At 70.5% G+C, this 19,352-nt stretch carries 19 protein-coding genes; 8 read left to right on the top strand and 11 right to left on the bottom strand.

The features are described from left to right. Nucleotides 1–5: 5 nt before the first annotated feature. Entirely contained in the window at nucleotides 6–1,481 is a 1,476-nt protein-coding gene (locus tag O3597_RS08675) for a S1 family peptidase (protein ID WP_166458954.1), read from the top strand. Nucleotides 1,482–1,661: 180 nt separating this feature from the next. Here O3597_RS08675 and O3597_RS08670 read toward each other — a convergent pair whose 3' ends face one another. After that, complete coding sequence (locus O3597_RS08670) at nucleotides 1,662–3,074, bottom strand: non-reducing end alpha-L-arabinofuranosidase family hydrolase (protein ID WP_281603778.1); 1,413 nt, start codon at nucleotides 3,072–3,074, stop codon at nucleotides 1,662–1,664. A gap of 320 nt (nucleotides 3,075–3,394) precedes the next feature. Continuing rightward, a complete protein-coding gene (locus O3597_RS08665) occupies nucleotides 3,395–3,889 on the bottom strand; it encodes a YcxB family protein (RefSeq protein WP_281603777.1) in 495 nt (164 codons plus the stop codon). Between the two features lie 124 nt (nucleotides 3,890–4,013). Between O3597_RS08665 and O3597_RS08660 the strand changes: the two genes are divergently transcribed. From O3597_RS08660 to O3597_RS08630, 7 genes are all read left to right on the top strand, one after another. Continuing rightward, nucleotides 4,014–4,985, top strand: coding sequence for a pyridoxal-phosphate dependent enzyme (locus O3597_RS08660; RefSeq protein ID WP_281603776.1), 972 nt, complete (start codon nucleotides 4,014–4,016; stop codon nucleotides 4,983–4,985). A 143-nt stretch (nucleotides 4,986–5,128) separates the two neighbouring features. Beyond that, nucleotides 5,129–5,575, top strand: coding sequence for a DUF305 domain-containing protein (locus tag O3597_RS08655; protein ID WP_281603775.1), 447 nt, complete (start codon nucleotides 5,129–5,131; stop codon nucleotides 5,573–5,575). Between the two features lie 293 nt (nucleotides 5,576–5,868). Continuing rightward, nucleotides 5,869–6,612, top strand: a complete 744-nt coding sequence (locus tag O3597_RS08650; protein ID WP_281604503.1) for a cytochrome c — start codon at nucleotides 5,869–5,871, stop codon at nucleotides 6,610–6,612. Beyond that, complete coding sequence (locus tag O3597_RS08645; RefSeq protein ID WP_164448992.1) at nucleotides 6,609–7,697, top strand: Rieske 2Fe-2S domain-containing protein; 1,089 nt, start codon at nucleotides 6,609–6,611, stop codon at nucleotides 7,695–7,697. The genes O3597_RS08650 and O3597_RS08645 overlap by 4 nt, the downstream gene beginning before the upstream one ends. Nucleotides 7,698–7,738: 41 nt before the next feature. Continuing rightward, nucleotides 7,739–8,437 (top strand): hypothetical protein, encoded by a 699-nt coding sequence (locus tag O3597_RS08640; protein WP_281603774.1) that lies wholly within the window; start codon nucleotides 7,739–7,741, stop codon nucleotides 8,435–8,437. Between the two features lie 260 nt (nucleotides 8,438–8,697). Further along, entirely contained in the window at nucleotides 8,698–9,579 is an 882-nt protein-coding gene (locus O3597_RS08635; RefSeq protein ID WP_164448994.1) for a mechanosensitive ion channel family protein, read from the top strand. Nucleotides 9,580–9,672: 93 nt separating this feature from the next. Continuing rightward, nucleotides 9,673–10,044, top strand: a complete 372-nt coding sequence (locus O3597_RS08630) for a DUF1330 domain-containing protein (RefSeq protein WP_164448995.1) — start codon at nucleotides 9,673–9,675, stop codon at nucleotides 10,042–10,044. A 102-nt stretch (nucleotides 10,045–10,146) separates the two neighbouring features. Here the strand turns inward: O3597_RS08630 and O3597_RS08625 are convergent, their stop codons facing one another. The 9 genes from O3597_RS08625 to O3597_RS08585 all read right to left on the bottom strand — a co-directional run bounded on the left by O3597_RS08625 (nucleotide 10,147) and on the right by O3597_RS08585 (nucleotide 19,351). Beyond that, nucleotides 10,147–10,935, bottom strand: coding sequence for a formate/nitrite transporter family protein (locus tag O3597_RS08625; protein WP_281603773.1), 789 nt, complete (start codon nucleotides 10,933–10,935; stop codon nucleotides 10,147–10,149). A gap of 122 nt (nucleotides 10,936–11,057) precedes the next feature. Further along, the gene (locus O3597_RS08620; protein ID WP_281603772.1) at nucleotides 11,058–12,353 is read right to left on the bottom strand and encodes a low temperature requirement protein A; all 1,296 of its coding nucleotides are present in this window, start codon (nucleotides 12,351–12,353) and stop codon (nucleotides 11,058–11,060) included. Between the two features lie 158 nt (nucleotides 12,354–12,511). Beyond that, entirely contained in the window at nucleotides 12,512–13,708 is a 1,197-nt protein-coding gene (locus O3597_RS08615; RefSeq protein WP_164448998.1) for an MFS transporter, read from the bottom strand. Between the two features lie 221 nt (nucleotides 13,709–13,929). Next, nucleotides 13,930–14,343, bottom strand: coding sequence for a RidA family protein (locus tag O3597_RS08610; RefSeq protein WP_164449131.1), 414 nt, complete (start codon nucleotides 14,341–14,343; stop codon nucleotides 13,930–13,932). A gap of 20 nt (nucleotides 14,344–14,363) precedes the next feature. Further along, on the bottom strand, nucleotides 14,364–15,095 hold the full coding sequence (locus O3597_RS08605) for a 4-oxalocrotonate decarboxylase (RefSeq protein WP_281603771.1): 732 nt from the start codon (nucleotides 15,093–15,095) through the stop codon (nucleotides 14,364–14,366). Beyond that, nucleotides 15,092–16,120, bottom strand: coding sequence for a 4-hydroxy-2-oxovalerate aldolase (gene dmpG, locus O3597_RS08600; protein WP_164449000.1), 1,029 nt, complete (start codon nucleotides 16,118–16,120; stop codon nucleotides 15,092–15,094). Before dmpG ends, O3597_RS08605 begins: the two co-directional genes overlap by 4 nt. Then, nucleotides 16,117–17,052 carry an acetaldehyde dehydrogenase (acetylating) gene (locus tag O3597_RS08595; RefSeq protein WP_164449001.1) on the bottom strand — a complete coding sequence of 312 codons (936 nt, stop codon included), beginning with the start codon at nucleotides 17,050–17,052 and terminating at the stop codon, nucleotides 16,117–16,119. Before O3597_RS08595 ends, dmpG begins: the two co-directional genes overlap by 4 nt. Next, nucleotides 17,049–17,843 (bottom strand): fumarylacetoacetate hydrolase family protein, encoded by a 795-nt coding sequence (locus tag O3597_RS08590; protein WP_281603770.1) that lies wholly within the window; start codon nucleotides 17,841–17,843, stop codon nucleotides 17,049–17,051. Before O3597_RS08590 ends, O3597_RS08595 begins: the two co-directional genes overlap by 4 nt. Continuing rightward, entirely contained in the window at nucleotides 17,840–19,351 is a 1,512-nt protein-coding gene (locus tag O3597_RS08585; protein ID WP_164449003.1) for a 2-hydroxymuconic semialdehyde dehydrogenase, read from the bottom strand. The genes O3597_RS08590 and O3597_RS08585 overlap by 4 nt, the downstream gene beginning before the upstream one ends. Nucleotide 19,352 lies beyond the last annotated feature (1 nt).

Below are 19,352 nucleotides of genomic sequence, written 5' to 3'. Positions count from 1 at the left end.
AATAGATGAGACGAGTTCTCACCCTCGCGGCAGCAGCGATCCTGCTGCCCGTCGGTGCCATCGCCGTCGCGGTAACCCCCGCCGCAGCGGCCCCACTGCCCGACCCCGGCACCGCCACGGCGGCCGCGTCGTCGGAGATGCTCGCCGCGATGCAGCGCGACCTCGATCTGACCCCCACCGAGGCACGCACCCGGATCGCCCGGGACGACAAGGGCACCCGGACGGACGCCAGCCTCCGCCGGTCCCTGGGCTCGGCGTACGCCGGTGGCTGGATGACCGCCGACGGCCTCGTCGTCGCCGTCACCGGCAAGGCCGCGGCCAACCGGGTCAAGGCTGCCGGTGCGCGGGCGACGATCGTCGAGCGCAACGGCGCCGAACTGGACCGGATCAAGGCGACTCTGGACCGACACGCCGCCAAGGCCCCGGCCGGCGCGGTCCCCGGCTGGTACGTCGACGTCACGACCAACACCGTCGTGGTCCTCGCCAGCGGCAACACCACCGCGGCTGCGAAGTTCGTCCGCACCAGCCGCGTCGACGCCACCGCGGTCCGGGTGGTCAGCACCACCGAGGCTCCCCGGCTGCTCTACGACGTCCGGGGCGGCGACGCCTACTACATGGGTGGACGCTGCTCGGTCGGGTTCTCGGTGACCGGTGGCTTCGTCACCGCCGGGCACTGCGGCCGTACCGGCACCGCCACCCAGGGCTACAACCAGGTGGCCCAGGGCACCTTCCGCGGCTCGTCGTTCCCGGGCAACGACTACGGCTGGGTGCAGACCAACTCGAACTGGACGCCGCAGCCGTGGGTCAACAACTACTCCGGCGGCAACGTGACGGTGGCCGGTTCCACCGAGGCCGCCGTGGGTGCGGCGGTCTGCCGCTCCGGCTCGACCACCGGCTGGCGGTGCGGCACCATCCAGGCCAAGAACCAGACCGTCAACTACGCTGAGGGCTCGGTCAGCGGGCTGACCCGCACCAACGCCTGTGCCGAGCCGGGCGACTCGGGTGGGTCGTGGTTGTCCGGCCAGCAGGCCCAGGGTGTGACCTCGGGCGGCTCCGGTAACTGCTCCTCCGGCGGGACCACCTACTTCCAGCCGGTCAACGAGATCCTCTCGGCGTACGGCCTGACGCTGCGCACCAGTGGCGGCGGCAACGAGCCGCCGCCGCCCACCGGGTGCAGCGGCTACGAGGCGACCTACACCGGCAGCATCTCCTCCGGCCAGAGCCGGTACCAGCCCAACGGCAGCTACTACTACTCGTCTTCTTCGGGCACCCACCGGGGCTGCCTGGACGGTCCGACCGGTGTGGACTTCGACCTCTACCTGCAGAAGTGGAGCGGATCGTCCTGGGTCGACGTGGCCGGCTCGTACACCTCCGGGCCGGACGAGTCGCTGAGCTACAACGGCACGGCGGGCTACTACCGCTTCGAGGTGCACGCGTACAGCGGCTCCGGCAGCTACTCGCTGGGCATCACCAACCCCTGACAGTACGACGAACCGGCGGCGGGGTACGGAGCGGATTCGCACCCCGCCGCTCGGCCTGTTCACCGGGGCCGGCACCGCCGACGTGACCCGTCACCTGACGACCGCTGGTCATCAGAACGGGCTCGCCGGACGAGAACTGGTCCGGACCCCCTGTCGGGTCCGGACCAGTTCCCAGTGTCGTCAGCGTTGCAGGGTGAGCAGGCCGGGCCGGTACGGCAGGCGACCGTAGTCGCCACCGGAGTTGGGGTCACGGCCCTGGTAGAGCAGCTGCAGGTTGCAGGGGTCGATGGTCATGGTCTGGTCGGCGTTGGTCCGGATCAGCTCACCGTGGCTGATGTCGTTGGTCCAGGTGGCGCCGCTGTTGGCCTTGCCGGCGAACGGGTTGCTCTCGCTGGTGGCCTGCGGGGTCCAGCTACCGCCCAGACTCGTCGCGGTGAACGAGCGGAAGTAGCGGCCCTGCGAACCGATCGCCTCGACGATCATCAGGTACCGCTGCTGACCCTGGAGCTTGTACACCTGGACACCTTCGAACAGGTTGTTCGTGGTGTCGGTCATGATCGTGGTGTAGTTGGAGCCGAAGCTGCCGGGGAAGTTCCCGATCGGCATGCTGGCCCGGTAGATCCGGCCGTTGTCACCGGCGAAGAACAGGTACATGTTCTGGTCGTCGCCGATCAACGCCTGGTCGATCGGACCGGTGCTGGAGTTCGAGATCGACCCGGTGAACAACGTCTGGTGCGCCGACCAACTGTTCACGTTCGTCGGATTCGTCGACGTCCGGTACGAGAACGCCGGCCCACCCCACTGGTACGCCAGGACCCAGACGTTACGCGGCGCGAAGTAGAACAACGACGGCGCGACCGCCGAGAACGGCATCGCGTTCTGACTCGCCGAACCCATCTGGTTCCAGTTCGAGAACAGCCCGAAGTTCATCGACCCCCACGACGTGCCGTTGTCGTGCGTGGTCCCGTACACCAGATGCTGACCGTTGTACGGCGCGTGCGTGAAGTCCTTCAACGACACCCACCCCGACCGCGGCTGCGCCAGCGGCCCCGTCGACGACCACCGGTACGACGACGGCAGATTGCACGTACCCGACGGCGGCGGAGTCGTCGGCGGGGTGGTCGTGGGCGGGGTGGTCGTCGGTGGGGTGGTGGTGGATGGGGTGGTGGGGGTGACGCCGCCGGTGCAGGTCACGCCGTTGAGGGCGAAGTCGGTGGGGGTGGGGTTGCTGCTGGTCCAGGAGCCGTTGAAGCCGAACGAGGTGGTGCCGTTGGTGGGGATGGCGCCGTTGTAGCTGACGTTCCTGGCGGTGATGGCGGTGCCGCTCTGGGTCAGGGTGGTGTTCCATGACTGGGTGACGGTCTGCCCGGCACCGAACGACCAGGTCAACGTCCAACTGGTCAACGGGTCACCGAGGTTGGTGATGGTGACGTTGGCGCCGAAGCCGCCCGGCCACTGCGAGGACACCGCGTAGTTCACCGAACAACCCGCCGCCGCCGCATTCGCGGGCATGGCCACGGCGAGCGCCGTCGACGCCAGCAGCGCGGCACCGAATGACGCCAAAATTGTATTGACGTATCTTGATCTAGCCATGGGGCATCCTCCGGACGGGGTGACGGTCATGCATTGGCGGTCGTCGGTGTTAGGTGAGCGTTAACAGCTGCGTCGCGTATATTACGGGAGCGCTCCCATGCTCTCAAGCGTCGATTTACTTCCGTCGATAACCCGCCCGCCGTTTCTGCTGGTCGACGCAGTCACCTGTCGCTGTCGCACGTACATGGGCAGACCGCGCGGGCTAGACCCATCCGGTGGGTGAACGTTCTCAGCGAATCGCGGCAGATGGCGTCACCATCAGACCCACCAATACCATCCGCCCCGGGCACCACCGCCCCGACGGCGCACCACGGATCAAGTCACGACCGGAGCAGCCCGCGACCGCCCATCCAGGCGCGCAATGTCTCCGCGTCCGCGGCGGACATCAGGCGGCGTGGGATCACCGTCGCCGGCATCCGACCCACGTACACGACCCAGAACTCGGAGGTGGTCCTCACCTGGGTGACGCCGTCCCAGGCGATGCCGCCGGACTCCGAGCCGCTGCGCATCATGATGTTGTCCTCGGTGATGTCGTAGCCGCCCTCGACGGCGTAGCCACCGGAACGACGCCGAGCCCGCCACCGCAGCCACGGCCAGTACAGCATCGCCAACAGGCCACCCAGGACCATCGTCATCCACACCGGTAGTGTCTGCTCGCCCCACCCGAACCCCGACGAGATGACGAGACCGATCGCGCCGACCGCCGCCAGCGCCGCGCCGATCAGGCTGTACTTCCGCAGCTGGGCACTGCTGAGGGCGGCGGCCACGCGGCCCGGGTAGCCGGGATCGGCCGGTACGTCGAAACGGATGTGCACGCCAGCACGATAGTGCCTGCGGCGGCCGGCAGGCCGCGGCGTCGGCGCTGCGGGTTTCCGGAGGCCCGGCCGACCGGCCGGAACCGGCGCCGCCGGTGGCCGGTCATCGCTACGCTGCCCGGTCGTGCTGAGAACACGGCTCGACACCGCCCGGATCCGGGCGGCCCGCCGAATCATCGACCCGGTCTTCCTCGACACCCCGCTGTACCGATGTGCGGCACTGGAACCCGACCTGGGGTGTGCCGTGAGCATCAAGCTCGAGACAGCGAACCCGGTCCGCAGCTTCAAGGCGCGTGGCACCGAACTTGTCGCGAGCCGTCTCGCCGACGGCGGGCCGTCCGCGGTGGTGTGTGCCAGCGCGGGCAACCTCGGCCAGGCCCTCGCCTGGTCCGGTGGTCGTCGAGGAATCGACGTCACGGTCGTGGCCACCCGCCACGCGACCGTCGCCAAGCTCGACCGCATCCGCGCTCTGGGCGCCACGTTGGAGTTGGTCGACGGCGACCACGAACTCGCCCGCGACCGGGCGGCAGCCATCGCGCAGCAGCGCGGTATCCGGCTGCTCGAAGACAGCCTGGACATCGAGACCTGCGAAGGCGCGGGCACCATCGGCCTGGAGCTGGTGGACAGCGCGCCGGCTGTCGACACCGTGCTGATCGCGCTCGGCGGCGGGGCGCTGGCCACCGGTGTGGGTCACGTGCTGAAGGAGCAAACACCCCACGTCGAGGTGCTCTGCGTCCAGCCGCTGGGCGCACCGGCGATGACCCGCTCCTGGCACCTGCGGCGCGTCGTCACCACCGAATCGACAAACACCATCGCGGACGGCGTCGCCGGACGGCGACCGATCCCGGCCGTCCTGGACGACCTGCTCCTGGTCGCCGACGACGCCATCCTCGTCCGGGAGGCCTCGATCATCCGCGGTATGCGGATGCTGCTCGACCAGGCCGGCCTCGTCGCCGAACCGTCCGCCGCGCTCGGCATCGCCGCGATCCTGGAAAACCCCGACCGCTTCGCCGGCCGACACGTGGTCACCATCGTGTGCGGCAGCAACGTCGACATGGCCGCCTACCACCGTTGGGTCGACCCCGACCAGCGGTAGCGGACGTGAACGTCGCACTCTGAGCCGGGGACTGCGCCGCACCTGGTCCGGCTGGTCGTCGGCCGGACCGGTTACCGGGAGCCGCGTATGGTGACTTACCACGTCATAGCGATCGAAATACCCAGCGAGCTGGCGGAGGCGAGATGAAGCAGAACTACCTACGGTTCGGGCTGGTCCTGGCGATCAGCCTGGCGGTCATGTTCGTCCTGACCCTGTCCCAGATCCGCGACTGGTCGGACTTCTACCTGAATCTGAGCAACTTCTACATGTCACTGATCATGGTGGCCGCCATGGGGCTCATCATGATGGGCGTCATGCACCAGATGTTCGCCGCGCGGCGCCTCAACATCGCCCTCTACATCGCGCTGGGCGTGCTCTTCGTGGGTGGGTTCGCGGCGGTGCGTACGGAGCCGTTCGTGGGTAACGAGGCGTTCCTCAAATCCATGATCCCCCACCACTCCCGGGCCATCCTCGTGTGCCAGGAGTCCCAGATCACCGACCCCGAGATCGTCCGGCTGTGTGACCAGATCGTCCGGTCACAGCAGGAGGAGATCGATCAGATGAAGAAGATCCTCGACGACCGCTACTGACCCTCCCCGCCGACGAGCACTGGGCGATCGTCCGCCACGGCTCGCACCGTCGGGTTGACGATTCTGCCGCCGGGACCACCAAATGCCCCGAATCGAGCGTACGTCCGCTGCCGACTCCATAGTCTGCGGAAAGGCCGGTTCTGCTCGCCCCATGATCGGGTCACCGGTCCTCACTTCGACCAGGAGGAGACGGCGTGGCAGCTGACCGTGGCGGCCGACCCCGCTGGCGAACGCCGCACCGCCGCGTCGCCGGGTACCCGACGGGCGGCACCCGTCGGCGGGTCGGGGCCGTCGTGCGGTTGCTGACCGCGCTGGTGCTGGCCGGCGGGGTGTACGCGACCTTCGCGCCGGCGGCGCGGGCGCAGGAGGAGCCGCGATTCAGCGGCGCGGCCGCGGAGGGTGAGGCGCTGTTCAACGTCGGATGCATCACCTGCCACGGGCGCAGCGCCGGTGGTGTCGAGGGGCGCGGGCCCAGCCTCGTGGGGGTGGGCGCCGCGTCGGTCGAGTTCCAGGTCGGCACCGGGCGGATGCCACTGGCGCGGCAGGAGGCGCAGGCCTTACGCAAGCCACCGCAGTACACCGACGAGGAGATCCGTCAGCTGGCGGCCTACATCCAGGAGATCGGCGGAGGCCCGGTGGTGCCCGACACCGTCGAGCAGCAGTTGGCCGACGCCGATCTGGCCCGGGGCGGGGAACTGTTCCGGATCAACTGCTCGCAGTGCCACGCCTTCGGCGGCGGCGGAGGCGCCCTGTCCTCCGGCAAGTTCGCGCCGAGCCTGTACCCGGCGTCGGATCGGACGATCTACGCGGCGATGCTCAGCGGCCCGCAGAACATGCCGGTGTTCGGCGACAGTCAACTGACCCCGGAGCAGAAGGCCGACATCATCGCCTACATTCAGCAGGTCGTGCAGGACGGCCCTGACCCGGGCGGGTTCAACCTCGGCCGCTACGGCCCGTCCACCGAGGGCTTGACGATCTTCCTGGTCGGCATCGTCGCGCTCGTCTTCGCGAGCCTGTGGATCGCGGGCAAGTCATGACGACCGGCCCCCGACGACACGGCCGCGAGCCGACGGACGTCAACGACCCCGGCGTGACCCGCTTCGAGGTGGTTCGCGAGGGCGCCCGCCGCGACGACATCGAGATCGTCCACTACGAGCCGCAGGTCACCGCCGGTTCCAAGGCCGAGCGGCGGATGGTCCGCACCGTGGCGGCTCTCTTCCTGGTCGCCGGGCTGTCCGCCACCGGCTTTCTCGTCGTCTACATCTGGTGGCCGTGGCGCTATCGGCTGGTCGGTGACATCGAGGAGTACTACACCCCGCTGCTGGGTCTGACCCTCGGCGTCGCGCTGCTCACGCTGGGTTTCGGCGTCCTGGTCTGGGGCAAGCGGCTGCTGCCGAAGGAGGTGTCGATCCAGGACCGGCACGAAGGGCCGGTACCCGCCGACGATCGGCGCATCACCGGCCAGACCATGCTGTACATGGCCGACGAGCTCGGCGTGAGAAGGCGTCCCCTGCTCGGGGTGTCCCTGCTCGCGGGCCTCGCCCCGGTCGGGGCGGTCGTCGCCGCCCCCCTGGTCGGCGGCCTCATCAAGGATCCGCACGACAACCGGGAACTGTTCCGCACCGGCTTCGCCCCCGCCGACGACAACGGCGCCGTCACCAGGATCCGCCTCGTCCGGGAGGACCGGCGGCCCGTCCGGCCGCTGGAGTTGCTGCCCGGCGGCCAGGTCACCGTGTTCCCGGGTATCCCGCACGGCGTCAGCAACCAGTACGCCGACTCGGTCACGCTGCTCATCCGGTTGCGCGCCGAGGACGCCCTCGCCGCGCGGGAGAACAACCGTCGAGCCGGCAAACAGGACTGGATGTGGGGTGACTTCATCGCCTACTCCAAGATCTGCACCCACGCCGGCTGCCCCGCCAGCCTCTACGAGCAGCAGACCAACCGGTTGCTCTGCCCGTGCCACCAGTCCCAGTTCCTGATCACCGACAACGCGCGACCCATCTTCGGGCCCGCCAGCCGGCCCCTGCCACAGCTGCCCATCGAGGTCGACGACGAGGGCTTCTTCGTCGCCAGCTCCGACTATCGCGAGCCCATCGGTCCTGACTTCTGGGAGCGCCCCTGACGCCCTCCCGAGACGGAGTGCGGAACACGCGAGGAGACACCGTGACACGACCGACCCGAGCACTCCGGCGGTTGTCGCTGCCGGGCGCGGCACTTGCCGTGTCGCTGCTCGCCGGCTGTGGCGCGGGTCAGATCGCGGAGACGGCCGAGAAGGAACCTTCCATCCAGGGTGTCAACCTGATGACCGACAACGGCGAGTACGCCGTGCGCGGTCTGCTCATCGAGTTTCCCGGCGCTGACGGCTACCGCGCCGGAGCGGACGCGCTGCTCAGCGCCGTCATCTACAACGACTCGAAGGATGCCGTCACGGTGACCGTGACCACGCAGGACGCCCGGGACATCGTCATCGTCGATGCCGTCCGACCCATCCCTCCCCGGTCGGACACGTCCGCTGCGCGCAGCCCCACCATCGCCAGCCCGGCGGCAACGGACGCCTCCCCCGCCCTGGGATCGCCCGGTGACGCCACGCCGGATCAGCGGACCGAGCCGGCCCGGATCGACCTTCCCCCGCTGAGCTTCGTCCGGTTCAACGCACAGGCCGGCCGGCACTTTCAGCTCCTCGACCTCGACGAGTCCCTGCGTTCGGGACAGAACGCCACCGTCACCTTCGACTTCGGCAACGGGCAGCGGATCACCGGCCCGGCACCGGTCGCCGCGGCGCTGACTCCCGTGCCGCCGCCACCGCCGATCGTCGAGCCCGAGGAGGCCGAAACCCACGACGGACCCGACCACGGCGATTGAGGTCGCAGCACAGCCGGGGCCGGCCTGCCCTCCGCACGGCCGGCCCCCACGCCGCATCGGCACCACCCGCTGAGCGCGCTGCCGGGCGCGGGCTCCACCGGCCCGAATGGTGTGTCGCGCATTCCGCGACTCCCCCGGCGGTGACTGCCTAAGGTGAAGACGCGACGGACACCACCGGTCGGCCGCCGAGAACGATGGGCAGCACCATGGCGCGGTTCCTGGAAATACTGTGGGACACGAGCAGCGTGAACGGTCGCCTCGTGACCAGTGTGGTGCTGGCCCTGCTGGCTCTCGTCGTCGCCGTCCTGGCCGGCCGGCTGGCCACGATCAAGGTGCAGGACACCACCAACCGCTACTACCTCCGCAAGGCGGTGCACTACCTGACAGTGGTGGCGCTGCTGTTCGCCCTTGCCCTGCTGTGGCGGCCGTTCGCCGGTCGCATCGGTGTGGTCGTCGGCCTGCTCGCCGCCGGCCTCGCGCTGGCCCTGCAGGAGGTCCTCGGCGCCTTCGCCGGCTGGGTGAGCATCCTCACCGGCCGGCAGTTCCGGGTCGGCGACCGCATCCAGATGTGCGGCGTACGCGGCGACGTCCTGGACATCACCCCGCTACGGACCCGGATCCTGGAAAGCGGATCCTCGTCCGATCCGGAGTCCTGGATCCGGGGCCGCCAGTACACGGGGCGAGTGGTCTCACTGTCGAATCGGTTCGTGTTCACCGCGCCGGTGTTCAACAGCAGCACCGTGCTGGACCATCTGTGGGAGGAACTGACCCTGCCGGTCCCCTACGAGGCGGACTGGCATCTGGCCGAACGCATCCTGTGTGAGGAGGCGCAGAACATCTCCGCCACCGCCGACGCGCAGCACGCCATCGAGCAGATGCGCCACCGCTACCCGGTCGCCGACGCCGAGGTGGATCCTCGGGTCTTCATCCGCGCCACCCCGAACTGGATAGAACTGTCCGCCCGGTTCGTGGTGCCGGTACGCGCCGCCCGACAGGTCAAGGACGAGGTCACCAGGCGAGTGCTCGACCGGTTCGCCGAGAACGGCCTCCGGGTCGCCTCGGTGACCCAGGACATCACGGTCCGTCCACCGCCACCAGGAGCTTCCACCCAGCCCGCCGCGCCCGCTACGGGTCGGCCCTGAGCCCGCTGGCACCCTTCGCCGGGTCGTCCGGTGGCTTCCCCGTCACCGAGCTCTGTGGTCTGATGTCGCCACCCTCGCAGGAAGGACGCGAACATGGCCGTCGACCCGACCGGTCAGGATCTGAAGGAGTTCCTCGCCACCGACCCCGAGGCGCCCGTGGTGATGCTCAACCTGCTGCGCTTCGCCGACGGTGGGCGGGAATCGTACGAGCGGTACGCCGCCGCGCTGCGCGAGACCTTTCTCCCCCGGTACGGCGGCAAGGTGCTCTACGCCGGTGACGGCGGGCCGGCCCTGGTCGCGGAGCAGGGCCAGGAGTGGGACGCGGTGCTGCTGGTGCGGTATCCCAGCCGCGCGGCGTTCAGCCGGATGGTCGCCGACCCGGAGTACCAGCAGGTCACCACCTGGCGAACCGTCGCCCTGCAGGAAGCCGTCCTGCAACCGACCACGCCCTGGGGCAGCAGCTGAGCGGGTGAGCGCCCGGCGGTCGACACCGGCCGAGCAGCCGCCCCCGACAACTGCCCGCGCCCGTGCGTGGTGCCGGCGACGGCGTGGGACGGGACAGGCCGATCACCGACCTCGGCCGCTGCCCTTGACCTGGACAGCATGGGTCAGGGTCATCAGGAGCAGGCCACCCAGGAGGTTTCCGGCACCGGACAGGACGATGTTGAGCCCGAGATCCGGATAGGAGACCGGGGCGCCCAGCCAGATACCGAACAGCAGCTGCAGCCCGGAGACCACGACATGGTCGAACGGGCCGAGGGCGAGGAAGAACCCCACCACGTACGCCAGCAGCATCCGGCTGCCCGCCGATCCGACGGCGTGCAGCAGGTAGGACAGCAGGGTCAACAGGGTGCCGGCGGCGATGCCCCGGGTGAAGGTCGCCAGCCCATCCTTGGCGGCGATCTCCTCGGCCACCAGAGCGAGGGTGTGGTGGGCGCGACCGGGCAGCGTGCCGTGGACGGTGAACACGGCGGCCATCACCGCCCCGCCGACGAAGTTCATGACGAGCACCAGCAACCACAGCCGGGCCAACGGCCACAGCGCGACGAGCCGCCGACGGGCCACCGCGGCGGCGACCGGGTCGAAGAAGTTCTCGGTGAACAACTCGGTGCGCCCGACCACCACGAAGACCAGACCGACGCCGAAGGCCAGCGCGCCGACAAGCTGCCCCACGCCGGAGGCGAAGTCGGGTGCGGCAAGTTCCCGGGCCACGCCCAGCGCCACGATGCCGAAAACTATCGTGACCCCGGCGATGAACCCGGTGGAGGCCTGCTCCAGAGCGCTGCTGGACAGTCGCCGCTCGCCCTCGGCGCGGGCGCTGTCGTAGATGTCCTCCGGCGAAGGTGCTCGTGCCATCCTGACCGGGTACCCCCGAGATCGCCACCAAATCACCCTCTTCGGGCGCGTCGCCCTCGATCGGGTCGTGACCGCAGCGCGCGTCGTCGCCGTGGGCTCGACGTCGGATCAGCGCTGCCGGGTCAGAGATGTTGGCGGCGCCACTCACTGGTGGCCTCCTCGACCACCCGTTCCTCCGCGTGGACCGACGCCTTGATCCGCGCCCGCGCGTCAGCGGCGCTGTATCGCTGGATCACCACGAGGACACCGCAGACCGCGACCAGCGCGGCCAGCGCCACGAGGGGGGTCAGCGCGGCCGCCGGCACCGCCAGCAGGCTGACGACGACCGCCGCAGCCAGGGCGGTGGCGCGCAGCCGACGGAACGTACGCGCCGCGACGGCCACCCCCATCAAGAGATAGAGAGCGACACTTCCATACAGGACCGACACGGCCGGCCAGGGCAGCGGTTCGGCCTCGCGCATGGCCACGACTTCGAGGACGAGCTTCAGCCCGAGGGCGGTCCCGACGATCGCGACGATGGTCACGAAGTGCAGGTAGGAGAAGACGTCGCGGGCCAGGGCGATCCGCTCCGGGCCCCGGGTGCCGTGCATCGCCTGCTCGACGCTCGGCAGCAGGGTGTCGAAGTGCAGCCACCACAGCGTCGCCAGCAACGCGATACCGAGCACGGCCCCGGTGATCACCGGCGCGGTCAGGGCGAGTCGGTCGAACCGGCCCGGACCGAGCCCGAGCGAGATCACCGCCTCCCCGAGGGCGATGATGACGATCAGCGAGTGCCGCTCCGCCCAGTGCCCGGCCGAGGCGACGGCCCAGCGGGCGTACGGCAGGAACAGTCCGACCGAGTACTCGACCAGCAGGGCGGCGACCCACAGCGCGAGACGCACGTCGACGACGGCCTCGGCCGGTGCCCAGTTGCTCGCGGTGGCCGCCAACCCGACAAGCACTGCCGCCACCACCGCCGGAACGCTGATCACCACGAGTTGCCGGCGGTTGCGGTCGGCGGCGCTCAGCGCGTACAGGAACGTGACCAGGGTCAGCCCGCGCAGGACCAGGTAGGCGACGGCGAACACCACCGGACCGGTCAGGTCGTCCGGTTGGTTGAGAAACGCCTGGGGGATGGCGATGGCCAGCACGAAAGCGGCGGCCATGACGCCGAACCCGAGCAGCGGCAGCAGTCCGTAGTCGGCGCGGACCAGGTTGCCCAGCGTGGCGAACGTCGTCCAGCAGAACCAGAGCAGAGCCAGCACGACCACGCCGGACAGCACCGCCTGCGTGGTGACCTCGACGGACACCAGGCCGGCCACGTTGAGAAACGCGAAGACGAAGATCAGGTCGAAGAAGAGCTCCAATCGGGTGACCCGAGAGCCGGGCATGACCGGCCTGAGCCAACGGGACCGGCGCAGCTGCGGTGGAGCGCTCACCCGGTCATTCTGCGCGAAACGACCTCAGCCGAACTCTGATTCGTACCGATTGCCGGAGTGCGGCGTGCGCTCGGCTGCCCCGGTGGCCCCCACCGGCGTGGTTCGACATGATCCGGTCGAGGGTGTCACCCCGCCTCCGCTCGGAGTGGGCGACTCGCTCAGGCGCGGGTGGGCTGGCGGCCGAACGCGCGCATCGCGAGCGCGCCGACGGCCGGGCCCGGGGCGAGCAGCAGGAACGCCCAGCGCCAGCCGACCGCGTCGGCCAGGACGGGAACGAGTTGGATGGTGACGACGGTCAGGGCGAAACCGATGGCCGTCTGCGCGGTGAGCGCGGTGCCGACGTACCGCTTGTCGGCGACCTCGCTCAGGGCGGTCGAGAAGACGCCGGAGTCCGCGATCACCGCGGCACCCCACACCACACCCAGCAGCACGACGGCGCCGGGCGGCGCGGTGAAGAACAGGGGTGAGGCCAGGCAGCAGGCGCCGCTGACCACCAGGGCGGTGAACGCGGCCCGGGGTCGCCCGAACCGGTCGGCGGCCCAGCCGCCGACCAGGCATCCGGCGACCCCGGCGACCCCGATGGCCAGGAACGCGAGCAGGCTGACGTCCGCGTCGCCGTCACCGGTCCGGGCCGCCGTGCCGGCGATCAGGAAGCTGGGCAGCCAGGTCCAGAGCGCGTACAGCTCCCACATGTGTCCGAAGTAGCCCAGGTTCACCAGGCGGGGACCACGCTGGCCGAACATCGCCAGGGCGTACCGGGGGTGCGGGCGTGGCGGCGTGCCCGGGGCGAACTGCGGACCTTCCCGCACCAGGGTCACGGCCAGCACCGCGCCGAGCAGCGCGCAGCCGGCCGCGGTGCCCATCACGCCGCGCCATGGCAGGTCGCCCAGCCCGCCGATCAGGTGCGGCAGCGCCGAGCCGAGGGTCAACGCGCCGATCATGACGCCGAACGCGAGCCCCCGGCGGGCCGGCGGCGCCCAGGACCCGGTCAGCTTCATGCCGACCGGGTACACCCCGGCCAGGAAGACCCCGGTGAGGAAGCGCAGCGGGATGGCCCCGGCCAACCCGTCGACGGTGAGGGCGAACACGCCGGTGCAGGCGGCGGCGAGCGTCGCGCTGCCGGCCATCAACAGGTGTGGCCTGATCCGGTCCGCCAGGTTCAACACGGTGGAGGTGACGGCACCGGCGACGAAGCCGAGTTGCACTGACGCGGTCAGCCAGACGGATGCGGCGGCGCTGATCTGCCACGACTCGCGTAGCGCCGGCACCACGGCGGAGGCCGAGAACCACACCGCCAGGCCGAGCACCTGGACGGCGGCGATCAGCGCCCGCTGCATGCCGGGTCGTGACGTCATCAGCGCTCCTCCGCTTGCCACTGGAGATCAGCTTGGTGCCTGGACCCAGGGCCGCGCCACCGCCCCTTCCGGCCGTCGCGGATGACCCGTTGCCGTGCCCCGGCCCAACTTCGCGCAGGTATCCCGGTCTGCGCCACCTGGCGTGACACCACCCACAACCGCTAAGGCATCCTAGGATGATGGTATCCACTACCTCGGGTCGCGCCGCGGACCGGCGGTGGTCAGGACCGACGCCGGCCGACCGCCTGGATCTCGATCAGCAGGTGCGGGTGCGGCAACTGGTGCACCGCGACGGTGGTGCGGGTCGGGCCGGTCTCGTCGAAGTACTCGGCGTAGACCTCGTTGTAGCCACCGAAGTCGTTCATGTTGACCAGGTAGGTGGTGAGCTGGACGAGGTCGGTGAGGTCCGCTCCGACCGAGTGCAGGATGTCGCGGATGTTGTCGATGACGGCGCGGGTCTGGGCGCGGATGTCGAGGTCGGTGACGCCCATCGGGTCCACCGTCGCGCCGGCGATCGTGTTGTCCGGCCGGCGGCTCGACGTACCCGAGACGAAGATCAGGTCGCCGGCGAGCTTGACGTGCGGGAACCGGCCGCGTGGCGTGGCCATGCCCGGCACGACTCCCTCGTGGCGCATGGTCGCCTCGCCGCCGTCGGTCACGACCCGACCCGCAGCGACGCCGTGCCGAGCCGCTCGACGGTGACCCGCACGTACGATCCGGCGCGCAACGGTACGGCGGCCGTCGCCGCACCGGCGAGCAGGATCGAGTTGTCGGCCAGGTCCACACCGTTGACGTCGGCGAGCCGGACGGCGTCCGACAGCGCCCGGCGGGGATCGCCGAGAATGGCGGCCGTCGAACCGACCTGGACCGCTCGCCCGTCGACCTCTAGCAGCACGCCGAGGTTGTCGATGCCGTCCGGTATCGGCTGCCAGGCGCCGAGCACGAAGCCGCTGGCCGAGGTGTTGTCGGCGATGACCTCGGGCAGCGTGAAGCGGAAGTCGACGTACCGGGAGTCGATGACCTCGATCGCCGGGGCGACCGCCGTGACGGCACCGCCCTCGACGAGGAAGGCGACCTCCGGTTCGGCCTTCGGGTGTATGTGGTCGTCGAGCCTGACGGTGCCGCCGTCCGGGATCCGCATGGCGTCGGTGAGCCGGCCCCAGATGACCTCGTCGACGCCCATCTGCGTCATTTTGGCCCGGCTGGTCAGCCCCAGCTTCAACCCGACGGCACGTTCGCCACGGGCCAGCCGGCGGTCGACCACCGCCTGCTGCACCCGGTAGGCGGTCGGCACGTCAAGCCCGGTCCCGGCACCCGACGACGGGATCGCAATGCGGCTGGTCACCGCGTCGTCGAGGCGTACGGCGAACTGGTCGACGGTGCTCATCGGTTTCCTCCGGTGCCGGTGGTGGCGGTCGCCAGGTCGAGGGCGACGTCGACGATCATGTCTTCCTGCCCGCCGACCATGCCGCGGCGACCCAGTTCGACCAGGATCGACCGGACGTCGACCCGGTAGCGCTGCGACGCCCGTTCGGCGTGCCGGAGGAAGCTGGAGTAGACCCCGGCGTAGCCGAGGGTGAGCGTTTCCCGGTCGACGCGGACCGGTCGGTCCTGCATCGGCCGGACCAGGTCGTCGGCGGCGTCCATCAGCGCGAACACGTCACAGCCGTGGTCCCACCCGTGCAGGTCGGCCACGGCGACGAAGACCTCCAGCGGCGCGTTCCCGGCACCCGCGCCGTGCCCCGCCAGGGACGCGTCCACCCGGGTGGTGCCGTGCTCGACCGCCGCGACGCTGTTCGCCACGCCGAGGGACAGGTTGTGATGGGCGTGGATACCGACCTGCGTGCCCGGGTCGAGCACCTGCCGGTACGCGTCGACCCGCTCGGCGACGTCCCGGGTCAGCAGCCGGCCACCGGAGTCGGTGACGTAGACGCAGTGGGCGCCGTACGACTCCATCAGCTTCGCCTGCTGCGCGAGCGCCGTCGGGTCGGTCATGTGCGCCATCATCAGGAATCCGGACACGTCCATGCCGTTGTCGCGCGCCCACCCGATGTGCTGGGCGGAGATGTCCGCCTCGGTGCAGTGCGTGGCGATCCGTACGCTTGTCACCCCCAGGTCGCGGGCGGCCTTCAGGTCGGCGATGGTGCCGATGCCGGGTAGCAGCAGGGTGGTCAGCTTCGCGGTGGTGACCGTCTCCGCCGCCGCGGCGATCCAGTCCGCGTCGGAGGCGGCTGCGTGCCCGTAGTTCACGCTCGACCCGGCCAGGCCGTCACCGTGCGCGACCTCGATCGCCGCGACACCGGCCGCGTCGAGGGCCGCGGCGATGGTCCGGACCTGGTCGACGGTGAACTGGTGCCGTACGGCGTGCATGCCGTCGCGCAAGGTCACGTCCTGGATGTACAGCCCGCTCACGCGGACACCTCCCGTCCGACCCGGGAGGCCACCATCCGCTCGGCGGTGCGCAGCGCGGCCGAGGTCATGATGTCGAGGTTCCCGGCGTACACCGGCAGGTAGTGCCCGGCTCCGGACACCTCCAGGAACACCGACACCTGCACCCCGGCGAACCGGGCACCCAACGCGGGCACGTACGCGTCGACCTCGTCGAACTGCACCCGCTGCTTCAGCCGGTAGCCGGGCACGTATCCGGCGACGGTGGCCACCATCGCCTCGACCGACGCCGCGACCGCCGCCCGGTCCACGTCCCGGTCGGGGCACAGGCAGTAGATCGTGTCCCGCATGATCATCGGTGGCTCCGCCGGGTTCAACACGATGATGGCCTTGCCGCGGTGGGCACCGCCGACCACCTCGATGGCCCGTGCCGTCGTCTCGGTGAACTCGTCGATGTTCGCCCGCGTCCCCGGACCGGCTGACCTGGACGCGATCGAGGCCACGATCTCGGCGTACCGCACCGGCGTCACCCGGCCGACCGCCGCGACGACGGGGACGGTGGCCTGACCGCCACAGGTCACCATGTTCACGTTCGGCTCGTCCAGATGCTCGTCCAGATTCACCGGCGGCACCACGTACGGGCCGACGGCGGCCGGGGTCAGGTCCACCACCAGCCGGCCGTGCTCCCGCAACAGCGCGGCGTGCCGGTGGTGCGCCCCTGCCGACGTCGCGTCGAACACCACCCGCACGTCGGCGAACTCCGGCATCGCCAGCAGCCCGTCGATCCCGTCGGCGGTGGTGGCCACCCCGAGCCGGCGGGCTCTGGCCAGGCCGTCGGAGTTCGGATCGACCCCGACCATCGCCACCATCCGCAACGACTCCGACAACCGCAACACCTTGATCATCAAGTCGGTGCCGATATTGCCCGACCCGATCACCGCCACGCCCGTGGTCATGCCGTCTCCCCCACCTCGAAGCAGGCCCGGACCGAACCCAGGCCGGAGATCCGTGCCTCGTAGGACGCGCCGGCGGTGACCGGCACCATCGGCCCGAGCGCCCCGGACAGCACCACGTCGCCGGCGACCAGCGGCGCGCCCGCGACGGCCAGCGTCTGCGCCAACCAGGCCACCGCGTGCACGGGATTGCCGAGGCAGGCGGCACCGGCCCCCACCGACACCGGCTCGCCCGCGTGTTCGAGCACCATCCCGGCCAGCCGCAGGTCCACGTCCGACAGCCTGCGGGGCTGGTCACCGAGCACGAACAGGCCCGACGAGGCGTTGTCGGCGACGGTGTCCACGATCGAGATGTCCCAGCCCGCGATCCTGGAGTCCACGACCTCGATCGCCGGCAGCACGTGGTCGGTCGCCCGGATCACGTCGGCGACCGTCACCTGTTCGAACGGCAGGTCCGCACCCAGCACGAACGCGACCTCGGCCTCCACCCGAGGTTGCAGCAGCCGACCGCGGTCGATCTCGGCGCCGTCCGGGACAGCCATGTCGGCGAACAACACCCCGAAGTCCGGCTGGAAGACGCCGAACGCCTGCTGCACCGCCGCGGACGTCAGGCCGACCTTCGCGCCGACCCGGCGGCGGCCGGCCGCCTCCCACGCGACGACCTGCGCCTGCTGCACCTGGTACGCCGCGTCGACATCCCCGGTCGGCAGCACCTCGCCGCGCAGCGGCGGCACGGGTTTCCCGGTCTCGTACGCGGCGCGCAGCAGGGCCGCGGCCCGGGCGACATCAGTCATGACAGATCCACACAGACATTCGTCAGTTCCGAGTAGAAGTTCAGCGAGTGGACGCCGCCCTCGCGGCCGACGCCCGACGCCTTCACACCACCGAACGGCGTGCGCAGATCCCGCAGGAACCAGGTGTTCACCCACACGATCCCCGCGTCGATCCGCGCACCGGCCCGGTGCGCCCGGCCGACGTCCCGCGTCCACACGGTGCCGGCCAGGCCGTACTCGCTGTCGTTGGCCAGCGCGAACGCCTCGTCCTCGTCCTCGAACGGCGCCACGTGGCAGAGCGGACCGAAGACCTCCTCCCGGTTGACCCGGGCGTCGGGCTTCAGGCCGGTCAGCACGGTCGGTTGGACGTACGCGCCGCCGTCGCGGGCGTCGCCGAACTCGGGGACACCGCCGCCCGCGAGCACCGTGGCACCCTCCGCGCGAGCCAGGTCGTAGTAGCCCAGCACCTTGTCGCGGTGCTGGTGGGAGATCAGCGGCATGGTCACCGTCGCCTCGTCGGCGGGCCAGCCGTACGCCAACTCGTCGGCCCGCTTCGCCAGCCGGGTCACGAACTCGTCGAACACCGGCCGCTGCACGAACAGCCGTTCCGTGCACAGGCACACCTGACCACCGTTGGTGAACGACGACCGGACCGAGCCGGCGACCGCAGTATCTAGGTCCGCGTCCGCGAAGACCAGACCGGCGTTCTTGCCACCCAGTTCGAACGACACCGCCTTCACCCCGTCGGCTGCGGCCCGCATGATCGCACCGCCGGTCGCCGACTCGCCCGTGAACGTGATCGCGTCCACTCCCGGGTGCCGGGTCAGGAACTCCCCCGCCGAGCCCGGCCCGAACCCGTGCACGACGTTGAACACGCCGTCGGGCACCCCGGCGGCCGCCATCACCTCCGCCAGCAACGTCGCCGACGACGGCGTCTCCTCCGACGGCTTCACCACCACCGCGTTACCGCAGGCCAGCGCCGGGGCGACCTTCCACGTCAACAGCAGCAGCGGCAGGTTCCACGGCACGATCACCGCCACCACGCCGACCGGTTTGCGCACCGCGTAGTTCAGCGCCCGTCCGCCGCTCGGTGTCGCCGTCGTGAACGACTCCGTCGGCGCGGTCGAGACGATCTCCGCGAAGGTCCGGAAGTTCGCCGCGCCGCGTGGGATGTCGAGGGTCCGCGCCTGCGTGATCGCCTTGCCGGTGTCACCGACCTCCGCCGCCACCAGGTCGGCGAACCGACGCTCCAGCTCGTCGGCGACCCGGTACAGCACCGCAGCCCGCTCCCGCTCCCCCATCCGACCCCACGGTCCACGTAGCGCCGACCGGGCCGCGGCGACGGCGGCGTCCACGGTGGACTCGTCGGCCTCGGCGACGTACCGGATGGTGTCTCCGGTGACCGGGGAGACCTTTGCGAAGTGCGGGCCGGACGTGTCGAACTCGCCGTTGACGAAGTTCGGCAGCACGGTCGGCTCGCCGGCCGGCCGGCCGGCGAGCAGGCTGGGGGACCAGAGCCCGTCGGTCATC

The organism is Verrucosispora sp. WMMA2044, assembly GCF_027497155.1.
Lineage (GTDB): Bacteria > Actinomycetota > Actinomycetes > Mycobacteriales > Micromonosporaceae > Micromonospora > Micromonospora palythoicola.
This window is presented reverse-complemented; position numbering and strand designations above follow the sequence as displayed.